General features: G+C 63.6%; 13 protein-coding genes, 1 tRNA gene and 1 pseudogene. 7 read left to right on the plus strand and 8 right to left on the minus strand.

What is annotated here, in order from left to right:
• Nucleotides 1-198: 198 nt before the first annotated feature.
• The gene (locus P2G62_RS12265; protein ID WP_275735190.1) at nucleotides 199-966 is read right to left on the minus strand and encodes a glycosyl transferase; all 768 of its coding nucleotides are present in this window, start codon (nucleotides 964-966) and stop codon (nucleotides 199-201) included.
• A gap of 84 nt (nucleotides 967-1050) precedes the next feature.
• Between P2G62_RS12265 and P2G62_RS12270 the strand changes: the two genes are divergently transcribed.
• Both P2G62_RS12270 and P2G62_RS12275 read left to right on the plus strand, forming a co-directional pair.
• The gene (locus P2G62_RS12270) at nucleotides 1051-1998 is read left to right on the plus strand and encodes an ATP-grasp fold amidoligase family protein (protein WP_275735191.1); all 948 of its coding nucleotides are present in this window, start codon (nucleotides 1051-1053) and stop codon (nucleotides 1996-1998) included.
• Nucleotides 1999-2059: 61 nt separating this feature from the next.
• Nucleotides 2060-2173 (plus strand): annotated as a pseudogene (locus tag P2G62_RS12275) (IS5/IS1182 family transposase); the annotation flags it as partial.
• Between the two features lie 179 nt (nucleotides 2174-2352).
• On the opposite strand, the gene P2G62_RS12280 reads toward P2G62_RS12275, so the two are convergent.
• Nucleotides 2353-2428: transfer RNA gene (locus P2G62_RS12280), tRNA-Ile, on the minus strand.
• A 139-nt stretch (nucleotides 2429-2567) separates the two neighbouring features.
• Between P2G62_RS12280 and purM the strand changes: the two genes are divergently transcribed.
• The 3 genes from purM to rnd all read left to right on the plus strand — a co-directional run bounded on the left by purM (nucleotide 2568) and on the right by rnd (nucleotide 5529).
• Nucleotides 2568-3626: a phosphoribosylformylglycinamidine cyclo-ligase gene (gene purM / locus P2G62_RS12285; RefSeq protein WP_275735192.1), complete on the plus strand. Its 1059-nt coding sequence runs from the start codon at nucleotides 2568-2570 to the stop codon at nucleotides 3624-3626.
• Nucleotides 3623-4216 (plus strand): phosphoribosylglycinamide formyltransferase, encoded by a 594-nt coding sequence (gene purN / locus P2G62_RS12290; protein ID WP_275735193.1) that lies wholly within the window; start codon nucleotides 3623-3625, stop codon nucleotides 4214-4216. Before purM ends, purN begins: the two co-directional genes overlap by 4 nt.
• A 149-nt stretch (nucleotides 4217-4365) precedes the next feature.
• Nucleotides 4366-5529 (plus strand): ribonuclease D, encoded by a 1164-nt coding sequence (rnd, locus tag P2G62_RS12295; RefSeq protein ID WP_275735194.1) that lies wholly within the window; start codon nucleotides 4366-4368, stop codon nucleotides 5527-5529.
• Between the two features lie 67 nt (nucleotides 5530-5596).
• Here rnd and P2G62_RS12300 read toward each other — a convergent pair whose 3' ends face one another.
• Genes P2G62_RS12300 through glnT form a run of 4 tightly spaced genes read right to left on the minus strand, consistent with a single transcriptional unit; the run spans nucleotide 5597 to nucleotide 9923 of the window.
• Nucleotides 5597-6928 carry an FMN-binding glutamate synthase family protein gene (locus tag P2G62_RS12300; protein WP_275735195.1) on the minus strand — a complete coding sequence of 444 codons (1332 nt, stop codon included), beginning with the start codon at nucleotides 6926-6928 and terminating at the stop codon, nucleotides 5597-5599.
• Entirely contained in the window at nucleotides 6928-7617 is a 690-nt protein-coding gene (locus tag P2G62_RS12305; protein WP_275735196.1) for a protein GlxC, read from the minus strand. The genes P2G62_RS12300 and P2G62_RS12305 overlap by 1 nt, the downstream gene beginning before the upstream one ends.
• Nucleotides 7617-8510, minus strand: coding sequence for a glutamine amidotransferase family protein (locus P2G62_RS12310; RefSeq protein ID WP_275735197.1), 894 nt, complete (start codon nucleotides 8508-8510; stop codon nucleotides 7617-7619). The genes P2G62_RS12305 and P2G62_RS12310 overlap by 1 nt, the downstream gene beginning before the upstream one ends.
• 15 nt (nucleotides 8511-8525) lie before the next feature.
• A complete protein-coding gene (gene glnT, locus P2G62_RS12315; RefSeq protein ID WP_275735198.1) occupies nucleotides 8526-9923 on the minus strand; it encodes a type III glutamate--ammonia ligase in 1398 nt (465 codons plus the stop codon).
• Nucleotides 9924-10087: 164 nt separating this feature from the next.
• On the opposite strand from glnT, the gene P2G62_RS12320 reads away from it, so the two are divergent.
• The gene (locus tag P2G62_RS12320; RefSeq protein ID WP_275735199.1) at nucleotides 10088-11440 is read left to right on the plus strand and encodes an FAD-binding oxidoreductase; all 1353 of its coding nucleotides are present in this window, start codon (nucleotides 10088-10090) and stop codon (nucleotides 11438-11440) included.
• Between the two features lie 25 nt (nucleotides 11441-11465).
• Nucleotides 11466-11864, plus strand: coding sequence for a RidA family protein (locus P2G62_RS12325; RefSeq protein WP_275735200.1), 399 nt, complete (start codon nucleotides 11466-11468; stop codon nucleotides 11862-11864).
• On the opposite strand, the gene P2G62_RS12330 is transcribed toward P2G62_RS12325, so the two are convergent.
• Nucleotides 11852-12490: an XRE family transcriptional regulator gene (locus P2G62_RS12330; protein WP_275735201.1), complete on the minus strand. Its 639-nt coding sequence runs from the start codon at nucleotides 12488-12490 to the stop codon at nucleotides 11852-11854. The two genes, P2G62_RS12325 and P2G62_RS12330, sit on opposite strands and share 13 nt — an antisense overlap.
• A 117-nt stretch (nucleotides 12491-12607) precedes the next feature.
• The gene (locus P2G62_RS12335; RefSeq protein ID WP_275735203.1) at nucleotides 12608-12784 is read right to left on the minus strand and encodes a hypothetical protein; all 177 of its coding nucleotides are present in this window, start codon (nucleotides 12782-12784) and stop codon (nucleotides 12608-12610) included.
• Nucleotides 12785-12981: the final 197 nt, after the last annotated feature.

The following is a 12981-nucleotide window of genomic DNA, read 5'->3' on the forward strand; positions in this document are numbered from 1 at the left end:
GTGGCCGCGCAGATCCTACACGGTGATGTTGGCGGCGATCCTGTTTCGGATCATGCGCGATGTCTGGTTCGGATAGCTGTGCTTATTGCCACGCACCCCTAGGATGGTCATTCATTAGATGGGTCGTTACAGGGCGTCGCATTGATGAAGCGTAAAAATACCCCCCCCCCACTTCAAAAATCGTTCGTCTTATTGCGGTTATTTCCAGTGATGGGCGATCCACGATGCCGGTTTGGTTTTGTGAAGCAAGTCTGATTTGAATCCATCAATTGCTTCCTGAATGCTTGGCCTTCCGTGAAAGCAAATGACCCTTGCGGTTTGAGGTTTTTTCGGGGGCATGAATGCGTTCAACGGCTGCGCTGGACGGCAATGATGTTTGAAGCTTACGACCCAATCTTTTGGAAAGGGCGAAAATAGTCCATATGCTTTGGCACGCCCCGACGTGTAGCTTTGCTCGGACCCGAAAGATTCCTGAACCATTAAAGCAGTTGATGTTGCAATGTCAGAAAAAAGAAATCCGTGATGTTCGGGTTCAAACTTTATCACCGATCCTTCCCCAAAGGTTGGCCTTTTGGAACTGACAGCAAACGGCGGTGGCATGGCAATATGGCCCGGCGCGAAATTTGCCAGATCATCAATCGGGCCAGAAATGATCACATCCAGGTCAAAGGCAAGAACCGCGCCAGTAACCGGAAGAAGCCCGGGCTCGAACATCGCGATTTTTCTATAGGCGCCGTTCTTTTTGGCGGCGCATTTCTGCGCACGAATCAATTCATTCTGGAATGCGAATTCTTTCAGCTCAATGCAGGTGATGTCACTGTCAATCCCCCTAGGGTCATCAGTCACACAAAAAAAGTTAACGTGTCGCGTGGAGTTTCTGAGGACCCCCCGATGCAGGCGGTTAACGTAGTCCGCACCGTAAGCGCTCCCCCATTTGGCACAAACGACATTCAGGCTCTTCGTCATTGCACACGCACCATCCCCACGCTACTGCTCTGGGACTAAACGTGACCTCGCCCATCTGCAATAGGGCTTTTAGGAAAATTGCATATGTCCGACAAAGTATTGTCTCTGATCCGGTGGGCGATTTTGCTGCGGCACCCTAGCCTGTCCTATTGGTACTGGAAAGTTGGTCATTACAAGAGAATTCCGAACCCGGCCAATCCGCAAACGGCAAATGACAAGTTTTTTTGGAGAAAGATATTTGATCGGCGCCCCGAATTCACTGAGATAAGTGATAAGTTGCTTGTGCGCGACTGGCTGAAAAGAAACTCGATCAACATCGAGGGGCCACCAGTTCTTTGGTCAGGAACGGACCCGGCTGATATTCCGGATCATTTATTGTCCGGTGGTGTTGTCGTGAAGACCAATCATGGCAGCAGAACGAATTTATTCTTGCAAGAAGCCCCACCCAACCGTTCGGCGGTCAATCGAAAATTGCGGAAATATCTGCGAAAGCCGCATGGTCGAAAGAAACTCGAGTGGGGCTACTTCGGGGTTTCCAGGAAGTTGTTTGTCGAAAAAATCATTCCGAATATGGGGGCCGAATTTAAGATATTTACATTCGGGAAACGTGTCGAGCGATTGCAGGTTATTTACGACCGCTTCAGCGAGGATGGCATTTTCGCGGACGTGTGGTTGCCCGACGGACAGGGGGGCTGGAGGCTTTTTGAAGGATCCCCGGAAATTACCCGAAACGCCAATCGACCAATGCCGGAAACTACACAACAGGCTCTGGATGTCGCGCGCCAGATTGGGGATCATTTCGATCATATGCGTGTGGATATTCTTACCGACGGGCGCAACCTTTGGTTTAGTGAACTGACGATCTATAATTTGGCGGGCATGATACCGATTGTCGGCCGTGATCCGGCAGAGGGGGTGAACACCTCATGGGATCTTCAAAAGAGCTGGTTCATGCAAACGCCGCAAAGCGGATGGAAGAAGCTCTATGCAGATCGACTGAGGAAAGTGATCGCTTCAGCAGATCAAGCCTAGCGGTTCAGTCTCTGCGTTTCATGGGCTGGGTGGGGGGGGTGTGCGGATCGAATGCCCTCCCCAGCGGCTGATGTCACGGGACTTCGACCGCCAGGTTTCCGAGGCCCAGATCCGCGCGGCGGTCCTCGACCGCTTCTCGGCCCTCGGCATCCCGGTCCTGCTCGTCGCAGGATAAGTGTGTCCGGGGACAGGGGGAACTCCGGCCACCAACTGATTTGCGCACCAAGGCCCCTTGGTGGCGGTTCGGAACGGATTTCATGGCCCGTGCTGCCTGTAATACATTGAAGACAAAGGCGTCAAAAAATCGCCGCTTGGTCCCCGTGTCCGCTGATTTCGCGTGTTTTTTGCAAATTTTGGTAGGCCCGGAGGGACTTGAACCCCCAACCAAGGCGTTATGAGCGCCCTGCTCTGACCATTGAGCTACAGGCCCCCAAGGTCTGCCTCATGGCTTACGCATTCCGCCCCGGCGGGTCAAGAATATGCCCGGTGCCACCGCCATATCCGTTGCCCCGCCGCGCCCTTTGCGCTAAGCCGCGCGCCAACGGGGTCCACTGGTGGAGATGCGGGCAATGAGCACGGGTGCGAACGAGGGCAAGAACGGGCTGACCTATGCCGATGCAGGCGTCGATATCGACGCGGGCAATGCGCTGGTCGAGCGGATCAAACCGGCGGCCAAGCGCACGGCGCGATCCGGCACGATGTCGGGGCTGGGCGGGTTCGGTGCGCTGTTCGACCTGAAGGCCGCGGGCTACACCGACCCGGTTCTGGTGGCCGCGACCGATGGTGTGGGCACCAAGCTGCGCATCGCGATCGACACCGGCAACGTGGACACGATCGGCATCGACCTGGTGGCGATGTGCGTCAACGATCTGGTCTGTCAGGGCGCCGAGCCGCTGTTCTTCCTGGATTATTTTGCGACCGGCAAGCTGGAACTCGATCAGGCGACCCGCATCATCGAAGGCATCGCCGAGGGCTGCGCGCAGTCGGGCTGTGCGCTGATCGGGGGCGAGACGGCGGAAATGCCGGGCATGTACCACAAGGGCGATTTCGACCTTGCCGGTTTCGCGGTGGGCGCGATGGAGCGTGGCGCGGATCTGCCCGCGGGCGTGGTGGCGGGCGATGTGCTGCTGGGGCTCGGCTCCAACGGTGTGCATTCGAACGGCTACAGCTTCGTGCGCAAGGTGGTCGAGCTGTCGGGGCTGGGCTGGGATGCCGATTGCCCCTTCGCCGAGGGCAGCCTTGGCGCGGCCCTGCTGGCGCCGACCCGGCTTTATGTCACGCAGGCGCTGGCGGCGGTGCGCGCGGGTGGCGTGCATGCGCTGGCCCATATCACCGGCGGCGGGCTGACCGAAAACCTGCCGCGCGTGTTGCCCGAAGGTCTGGGTGCCACGATTGATCTGGACAGCTGGAAACTGCCGGGCGTGTTCCGCTGGCTGGCAGAGACCGCGAACATGGCCGAACCCGAGCTGCTGAAAACCTTCAACTGCGGCATCGGCATGATCTGTGTCGTCGCCGCCGACCGCGCCGAGGAACTGGCGGCACTGCTGCGCGATGCCGGTGAAACCGTCACCCGGATCGGCACCGTGACCGAAGGGCAGGGCGTCGCCTACACGGGCCAACTGCTGTGAGCAAACGCGTCGCGATCCTGATCTCGGGGGGCGGCTCTAACATGGTCCGTCTGGTCGAGGCGATGCAGGCCGACGGTTTCGCGACGCCGGTTCTGGTGGCCAGCAACGATCCGGCGGCCAGCGGGCTGAGCAAGGCCGCGCAACTGGGCGTGCCCACCGCCGCCATCGACCACCGCCCCTTTGGGCGCGATCGCGCGGCGTTTGAGGCCGAGTTGCTGAAACCGATCCTTGCGGCGGAACCCGACGTGCTGTGCCTGGCTGGCTTCATGCGGGTGCTGACCCCCGATTTCGTGGGCCGGTTCGCGGGGCGGATGCTCAACATCCACCCCTCGCTGCTGCCGAAATACCCCGGGCTGCACACCCATCAGCGCGCGCTGGATGCGGGCGATGCCGAGGCGGGCTGCACCGTGCACGAGGTCACCCCGGTGCTGGACGATGGCCCGATCCTGGGGCAGGCGCGCGTTGCGATCGCCCCGGGCGATACCGCCGAAACCCTGGCCGCGCGGGTGCTGGTGCAGGAACACCGGCTGTATCCTGCGGTGCTGAAACGCTTCGTCGCTGGCGAGCGCGGGCCGCTTCTTCTTGGCTGAAATACTCCCGCCGGAGGCTCCGCCGGTGCAAGACGACCAGCCTGTGGATATTTCGCGCATCGCGAAAGCCTGCGCACTTTTCTTTCAGGCCCCGCTCGCCTAAAGGGAAGTGATCGGCGGGATGACCCCGCACCACGAGAAAGCGCGCGATGCAGACCATTACTACGACCGAAGCCCTGGCAGAGTTCTGCGCCAAGGCCAAAACCGAACCCTACGTCACCGTCGATACCGAATTCCTGCGGGAACGGACCTATTGGTCGAAGCTCTGTCTGGTGCAGATGGCGCTGCCCAATCACGGCAAAGAGGAAGGCGCGGCCGTTCTGGTCGATCCGCTGGCCGAAGGGATCTCGCTCGAACCGATGTATGACCTGTTCCGCCACTCCGGCACGGTCAAGGTGTTTCACGCCGCGCGGCAGGATCTGGAAATCTTCTTCACCGAAGCGCAGGTCTTTCCGATCCCGCTGTTCGACACCCAGGTTGCGGCCATGGTCTGCGGCTTTGGCGAACAGGTCGGCTATGAAACGCTGGTGAAAAAGATCGCACGGCAATCGCTCGACAAGACCTCGCGCTTCACCGACTGGTCGCGCCGTCCGCTGACCGATGCGCAGCTGAAATATGCCGTGGCCGACGTGACCCATCTGCGGGTGATCTATGAATTCCTCGCGCGCGAGCTGAAGAAATCGGGCCGCGAGCCCTGGGTCGAGGAAGAGGAAGCGATCCTTCTGAACCCGGAAACCTATATCACCCGGCCCGAAGAGGCGTGGATGCGGGTCAAGACGCGCACCACCTCGGGGCGGTTTCTGGCGGTGGTGCGCGAACTGGCGCGGTTCCGCGAAGGTTATGCCCAGAACAAGAACATCCCGCGGTCGCGCATCTTCAAGGATGACGCGCTGCTGGAACTGGCCTCGACCAAGCCCACCAGCTTTGACGAGCTGAACAAATCGCGCCTGCTGCTGCGCGAGGCGCGGCGCGGCGACATCGCCGAGGGGATCATCACCGCCGTGAAGGCCGGGATGGAGGCCAAGCCAGAGGATTTCCCGCGCCTGCCCGAAGAATCCGCGCAGCTGCAGGTGAACACCGCGCTGGCCGATCTGCTGCGCGTGCTGCTGAAAGCGAAATCCGAAGCCGAGGGGGTGGCGGCCAAGCTGATCGCCTCGGCCTCGGATCTGGACCGGATCGCGGCGGGCAAGCGCGACGTGGCGGCGCTGACCGGCTGGCGGCACGAGGTCTTCGGTCGCGATGCGCTGCGTCTGGCGCATGGCGAGATCGCGCTGACCGCAGCGGGCGGGGCGGTGCGCGTGGTCACCGTCTGATCCCGCGCGCAACCCGTTCGACCCTGAAAAAAGAGGCGCCATCGGCGCCTCTTTCGGTATCTGCGGCTCAGAACCCGTTGCGGCCCGGAACCCAGCCGGTGCCCGCCAGCGGCACCTGCGCCATCGCGGCGGCTTCCAGCGTCAGCGCGCACAGATCCTCGGGTTCAAGGTTGTGCAGGTGGCTTTTGCCGCAGGCGCGGGCGATGGTCTGCGCCTCCAGCGTCATCACCGACAGGTAATTGGCCAGCCGCCGCCCCGCCGCCACCGGATCAAGCCGCGCGGCCAGCGCGGGGTCCTGCGTGGTGATCCCGGCCGGGTCGAGCCCTTCGTGCCAGTCGTCATAGGCCCCCGCAGTCGAGCCGAGCGCCTGATACTCGGCCTCCCATCGCGGATCGTTGTCGCCCAAGGCCACCATCGCCGCCGACCCGATCGAGACCGCATCGGCCCCAAGCGCCAGCGCCTTGGCCACATCGGCCCCGTTGCGGATGCCGCCCGACACGATCAGCTGCACCTTGCGATGCATCCCCAGATCCTGCAGCGCCTGCACCGCCGGGCGAATGGCCGACAGGATCGGGATGCCGACATGTTCGATGAACACATCCTGCGACGCGGCGGTGCCGCCCTGCATCCCGTCCAGCACGATCACATCGGCCCCGGTCTTCACCGCCAGCGCCGTGTCGTAATAAGGCCGGCTTGCGCCGATCTTCAGGTAGATCGGCTTTTCCCAGTCGGTGATCTCGCGCAGCTCCAGGATCTTCAGTTCCAGATCGTCGGCGCCGGTCCAGTCCGGGTGGCGGCAGGCCGAGCGCTGGTCAATCCCCTTGGGCAGCGATCGCATCTCGGCCACGCGGTCGGAAATCTTCTGCCCCAGCAGCATCCCGCCGCCGCCCGGCTTCGCGCCCTGACCCACGACGATTTCGATGGCATCGGCCTTTTTCAGATCGCGCAGGTTCATGCCATAGCGCGAGGGCAGGTATTGATAGACCAAGGTCTGCGACTGGCCGCGTTCCTCTGGCGTCATGCCGCCGTCGCCCGTGGTGGTCGAGGTGCCCGCAATCGAGGCGCCGCGGCCAAGTGCCTCTTTCGCCTGCGCCGACAGCGCGCCGAAGGACATGCCCGCGATGGTCACCGGGATCTTCAGCTCGATCGGTTTTTTCGCGAAGCGCGTGCCCAGTGTGACATTGGTCGCGCATTTCTCGCGATAGCCTTCCAGCGGGTAGCGGCTCATCGAGGCGCCCAGAAACAGCAGGTCGTCGAAATGCGGCAGCTTGCGTTTGGTGCCGCCGCCGCGGATGTCATAGATCCCGGTCGCAGCGGCACGGCGGATTTCGGACAGGGTGTAATCGTCGAAGGTCGCCGATTTGCGCGGCAGCGTGTGGAAAGGGGAGGGGGCGGTCATCAGTAAGCTCCGGCGTTGTCGACGTGGAAGGTGTAAAGCTGGCGGGCAGAGCCGTAGCGGGTGAATTCGCCCACATCGACGCGGCCAGCCTCGCCTGCCGCGGTCAGCAGGTCGTAAAGTTCGGCGCGGTGGGTGTCGCGCATCTCTTTGGCGATGCAATCGGCACCAAGGCTTGCGACCGGGCCGCGCACATAAAGCCGCGCTTCATAAAGGCTGTCGCCCAGGCTTTCGCCCGCCTCGCCAAAGACCACCATTCGCCCGGTCTGCGCCATGAAGCCCGACAGGTGGCCGATGTCGCCCTTCACCACGATGTCGACGCCCTTCATCGAGATGCCGCAGCGCGCCGAGGCATTGCCTTCGATCAGCAACAGCCCGCCGCGGCCGGTGGCGCCCGCCGACTGGCTGGCATCGCCCTTCACATGGATCAGGCCCGATTCCATGTTCTCGCCCACGCCCTGACCGGCGTTGCCGTCGATGGTGATGCGCGCCTGCCGGCACATGCCGCCGCAGAAATAGCCCACCGGACCGTCGATCGCGATTTCGACATCGGCATCGACGCCGACCGCGATGGAATGTTCGCCGTTGGGATTGAGGATCTGGAACGGCGCGGCAGCGCCGGTCAGCGGCAGGCGATGCAGCGCGGCGTTCAGATCGCGCACGGTTTGGGTTTCAAGGTCGAAGCGGGTCATCAGGCATGCTCCCAGAAATAGGATTGGGCGGGTTTGGGTTCCCACACCCGGGCGGTCTTGATCCCGGGCAGGCAGGTCAGGCTTTTGTATTCCGAGGCGAAGGCGACATATTGGTCGGTCTCGGCCATCACGGCGGGCTTGCAGGCGATCGGGTCGCGCAGCACGCCAAAGCCATCCTCGGTGCCGATCACGAAGGTGAAGAAGCCGTCCAGATCGCCCAGGCTGTGTTCCAGCGCCTGACCCAGCGTCTTGCCCGCGCGCAATTCGCGGCTGATGTAGCCCGCGGCGACTTCGCTGTCGTTTTGCGTGCGGATGCGGATGCCGTCGGCCAGCAATTCACGCCGCAACGACGCGTGGTTCGAGAGCGAGCCGTTATGCACCAGACACTGATCGGCGCCGGTCGAGAACGGGTGCGCACCGTCGGTCGTCACAGCACTTTCCGTGGCCATCCGGGTATGCGCGATGCCATGGCTGCCCGCCATCGCCGGGATGCCGAATTTGGTGGCCACATCATCGGGATAGCCGACTTCCTTGAATATCTCGAGCCGCGCGCCTTTCGACACAAGCGCGATGTCGGCACGGTTGTCGATCCAGCTTTCGGCGATCTCGGTCTTTTCGCGCGGCACGAACAGCACGGCATGGGTCCAGTGGGGCTCAAACGACACCTCGGCGCCGATGGCCCGGCCCAGATCGGCGGCCAGCGCGGCGAAATCCGTGGCTTCGGTGCCCTGCACGGTGATCTTGATCGTGCCGGGGCGTTCGGCGCCATAGATCGCAAACCCCGCCGAATCCGGCCCGCGTCCGCACAGCGTCGAGGTCATCTGCGCCAGCAGCGCGCCCAGCTGCGGCTCCAGCGCCTTGTCCTTGATGAACAGTCCTGCAATTCCACACATGTTTCGGAAATCCTTTCAGAAGAAGCTCAGATAGCGGTTCAGTTCCCAGTCCGAGACATGGCGGTGATAGCCATCCCATTCGGCCTGCTTGAGCGCGGTGAATTCGTCGATCAGCCCGGCGCCCAGGGTTTCGGCAAACAGCCGGTCCTCGCGCAGGGCCCGCAACGCGGCGGCCAGCGATTGCGGCAGCACGTCGATGCCCATCTCGGCAACTTCGGCCGGGCTCAGTTCATAGAAATTGACGTTATGCGGCGCGCCGGGGTCCAGCTTGCGCTCGATCCCGTCAAGACCGGCGGCGATCAGCGCGGCGCTGGCCAGATAGGGGTTCATCGCGCTGTCGCCGACCCGCAGTTCCAGCCGCCCGCCCGGCACCCGCACCATCGCCGTGCGGTTGTTGTCGCCATAGGTCACGAAGACCGGCGCCCAGTTCGTGCCCGAGGCATCGTTGCCCACCACCAGCCGCTTGTAGCTGTTGACCGTGGGGCACAAGAGCGCCGTCAGCGCGGGCGCATGGGCCAGAACGCCGCCCAGGAAGTGATAGGCCATCTCGCTCAGCTCCAGCCCCGAAGGATCGGAGGTGTCCTCGAACAGGTTGCGCCCGCTGGCATCGGCGATCGAGAAATGGATGTGCATGCCGTTGCCGGTCGCCCGGGCAAAGGGCTTTGGCATGAACGAGCAGATCGCGCCCGCCGCACGGGCGATCTCGCTTGCGGCCATCTTGAAATAGGTGACCTGATCGGCGGTCGTCATCGCGTCGGCATAGCGGAAGTTGATCTCGTACTGGCCGTTCGCGTCCTCGTGGTCGATCTGGTAGACGTCGATGCCCACCGCCTCCAGGCTTTCGACCAGATCGTTCAGCACATCGCGCGCCCGCATCAGCCCGCGATAGTCATAGGCGGCCTTTTCCAGCGTGTCGGTGGCGTCGAACGGTCGGATCGCACCGGTCTCGTCGCGGCGCAGCAGCATGAATTCCGGCTCCAGCCCGGTATTCAGCGTCAGCCCCTTTTCGGCCAGCCGTGCCACCTGCGCCGCCAGAACGTTGCGCGTGTCGAAGACATGTTCTGCGTCATTGACCAGCCCGGTGCCGAACAGCGAGGCATAGCCCGGAATCCACGGCGTCAGCCCCAGCGTGCCCAGATCGGCGCGCATCATGTATTCCGAATGATGCGGCTTCATCCCCGATCCCCAGAAGCCCGCGCCCGCAAAGCCCGCGCCATCCTTGAGGATTGCGTTCAGATGCGGCAGCGGCACCGCCTTGGCCTTGGCCACGCCGTGGATGTCGACGAATTGCGCCAGCACCTGACGCACGCCGTTCTGTTTCAGCCAGGTCTGCGCCGTTTCGGGCGTCAGCCCCTTTGGCGTGGCCAGCGCACCGGGTTCGGGCGTCTCCTTCGTTCCGGCAACAGCCGACATGATTCTCTCCTTGTTGAACTGGTTCTTTGCGCGATCTCGACCGGATCGCATGGCGGACAGGCATAATTCAGGATTGCGTTATATGCAATAAGTTTGTATTAAACGCAAACACACATGGCGCGGCCCGTAGGGGTGTCGCGCCCAAACCCCCGCAGGAGAGACCCGTGATCGCCGATTCCGTCGCCCCCGTTTCCCTTCCGACCCTGGCCGATCTGGCCCAGGGCCGGGTCCGCTCCGGTCTGACGATGGCGCCTTGGTGGTGGGAGCCGCTGGACGACGCGCCGCCCGCCGCGCTGCCGGGCGCGCCGGTCGATGTGGCGATCGTCGGATCGGGGTTCACCGGGCTTGTCGCGGCGCTGACGCTGCTGCGGGCGGGCCGTTCGGTCACGGTGCTCGAGGCCGGACGCCCGGGCTTCGGCGCCTCGACCCGCAATGGCGGGCAGATCGGTTCGGGCAACCAGAAATTCCGCGTGAAAACCCTGATCGCGATGATGGGGCAGACCAAGGCCGAGGCGCTGCTGCGCGAAGGTGTGGCGATGCTCGACCATATCGAGGCGCTGATCCGCGATGAAGGCATCGCCTGTCATTTCACCCGCTGCGGGCGGTTTCGGGGCGCGATGCGGCCTGCGCATTACGAGGCGATGGCCCGCGACATGGAGGATCTGCGCCGCCATGCCGGGGTGGCGTCGTTCATGGTGCCGCGCGCCGCGCAGCACGCCGAAATCGCCTCGGATCTGTTTCACGGCGGCTCGGTCCTGCCCGATGACGCCAGCCTGCATCCGGGGCTTTATCACGCGGGTCTGCTGGACCGGGTGCAGGCGGCAGGCGGCATCGTTGCGGGCCAGGCCGAGGTCGTGGCCCTGCGTCCCGAGGCGCGGGGCTTCACCCTCGTCACCCCGCGGGGCCGCGTGCAGGCCCGCGATGTGATCGTCGCCACCAATGGCTACACCCAGCATTTCGACAGCTACACCCGCCGCCGGATCGTGCCGGTCGGATCGGCGCTGATCGCCACCGGCGCGCTGCCACCCGCGCGGATCGCGGCGCTGATGCCCGGCGGGCGGATGTATGGCAACAGCGCGCGGGTGTTTTCCTATTTCCGCGCCGCCCCCGATGCGCCCCGCCTGATCTGGGGCGGGCGGATCGGCCATAACGCGGCGCAGACCGATCCGCGCGCCTATGCCCATCTGGCGCGCGACCTGCTGGCGACCTTTCCGCAGATGGCCGACGCCCCGGTCAGTCACGCCTGGTCAGGGCGCATCGGCTACACCTTCGACGAATTCCCGCATCTGGGCCGCACCCCGGCGGGCGTGCATTACGCGATGGGCTATTGCGGCACCGGCGTATCCCGCGCGACCTGGTTCGGGCGCAAGATCGCGCAGCAACTGATGGGCGTGGCCGAGGGCGCCTCGGAATTCAGCGACCTGCGCTTCCCCAGCCATCCCTTCGCCGCACTGGCCCCCGCGGCCGTCCCCTTTGTCGAGCAGTGGTATCGCCTGCGCGACCGTTTCGCTTTCTGATCCTTCCCCCAAACAGGAGAGTCCCATGACCGACCAATCCCCCCGCCAACTGATTTCTTCGGGCGGTGCCTTCGAAACCGTCTATGGCTATTCCCGCGCCGTGGCCCAGGGGGGCTGGGTGCATGTGTCGGGCACCTGCGCCCCCGCCGGGCACGAGAAAAGCGATTGCTACACCCAGGCCAAGGCCGCGCTCGACATCATCGGGCGCGCGCTGGAGGGCGCAGGGGCCAGCTTTGCCGATACCGTGCGCACGACCGTTTTCCTGCGCGACATCAACGATGCCGAAGAGGTCGCGCGTGCCCATGCCGAGGTGTTCGGCACCGTGCGCCCGGCGTCGACTCTGGTGCAGGTGGTCTCGATGATGCGGCCCTGGCAGAAGGTCGAGATCGAACTGACCGCGCAGCGCGGCGGCTATTCGGCGTAGATGATCGTCGAGATGAACTTCACCTTCTCGCTGCGCAATTCGGCCGGGCCATGCTCGACCTCGCCCGAGAAGGTGAGCGCATCGCCCGGCGTCAGGGTGAATCGCTTCTCGCCGAACTGATAATCCATCTCGCCTTCCAGCATATAGATGAACTCGGTTCCGGGGTGCTGGAACCGGGGGTAGCTTTCGCTTTCCTTGTCCATCTCGATCAGGAACGGCTCGAACAGTTTCTGCGGCCCGCGGTGATAGGACAGCAGCCGGTAGGTATGGCCGTGCTTGGTGCCGGTGCGCACCACCTCCAGCTGATCCTCGGCCTTGATCAGCTGCGCCTCGCCCTTCCGGTTCTCGACCTCGCTCAGCAGCATCGAGATCGACACCCCAAGCGCCGTGCAGATCCGCTCCAGCACATCAAGGCTGGCACTGGCCTGACCGTTCTCGATCCGGCTGAGCATCGCCGCCGACATGTCCGACCCCGAGGCCAGATCCGCCAGTGTCAGCATCAGCGCCAGACGCTTGCGCCGGATCGCGGCCCCGATGCGCTGGTCGATCGGCAGATGCGCCTGTTCCGTGCGGCGCTCGGGCGAGGGGTCTGCGGCGGGCGAACGGGGCTTGGCGGCTTTGGGCATCTGAAATTTCCTGTCACGATACTACGCCCGATTGTGACGCCGCAGCGCGCAAAAGGGAACAGCGCGCAGACAGCACCCCGCAGGAAAACGCCCCCCGGCGTGCCGGGGGGCTTGGCCTCACTGTCCGTTTTTGGCCGTGTCATAAGCGTGTTTTTCGTGTTTCCATCCGAGGATGACGGCGATCAGGACGCAGAGGTAGCACAGGGCGATCCAGAACAGTTCGGCGCTGCCGAAGCCTGCGTAGATCGCGCCGGAGATGCCCTCCCACGAGGTGGCGTCAAAAGGTGCTTCCATTGGGTTTTCCTCTCGGGATCGGGGGCTTATTCAGCCGGGGTGACGGTGGGGTGCAGCGCTTCGGGATAGGCCGAGGCGGGCACCCGCAGCTGGCCGATCGCGGCCAAAAGCCACGAGATCGCATAGCCCGGCACGAAGCCCAGGGCCGCCATCACCAGCCCCCCCACCAGCTGCCCGGTGAACGAGGTCTCGATCAC

Origin of the sequence: Paenirhodobacter sp. CAU 1674 (assembly GCF_029222945.1) — a bacterium.
Classification (GTDB): domain Bacteria; phylum Pseudomonadota; class Alphaproteobacteria; order Rhodobacterales; family Rhodobacteraceae; genus Rhodobacter.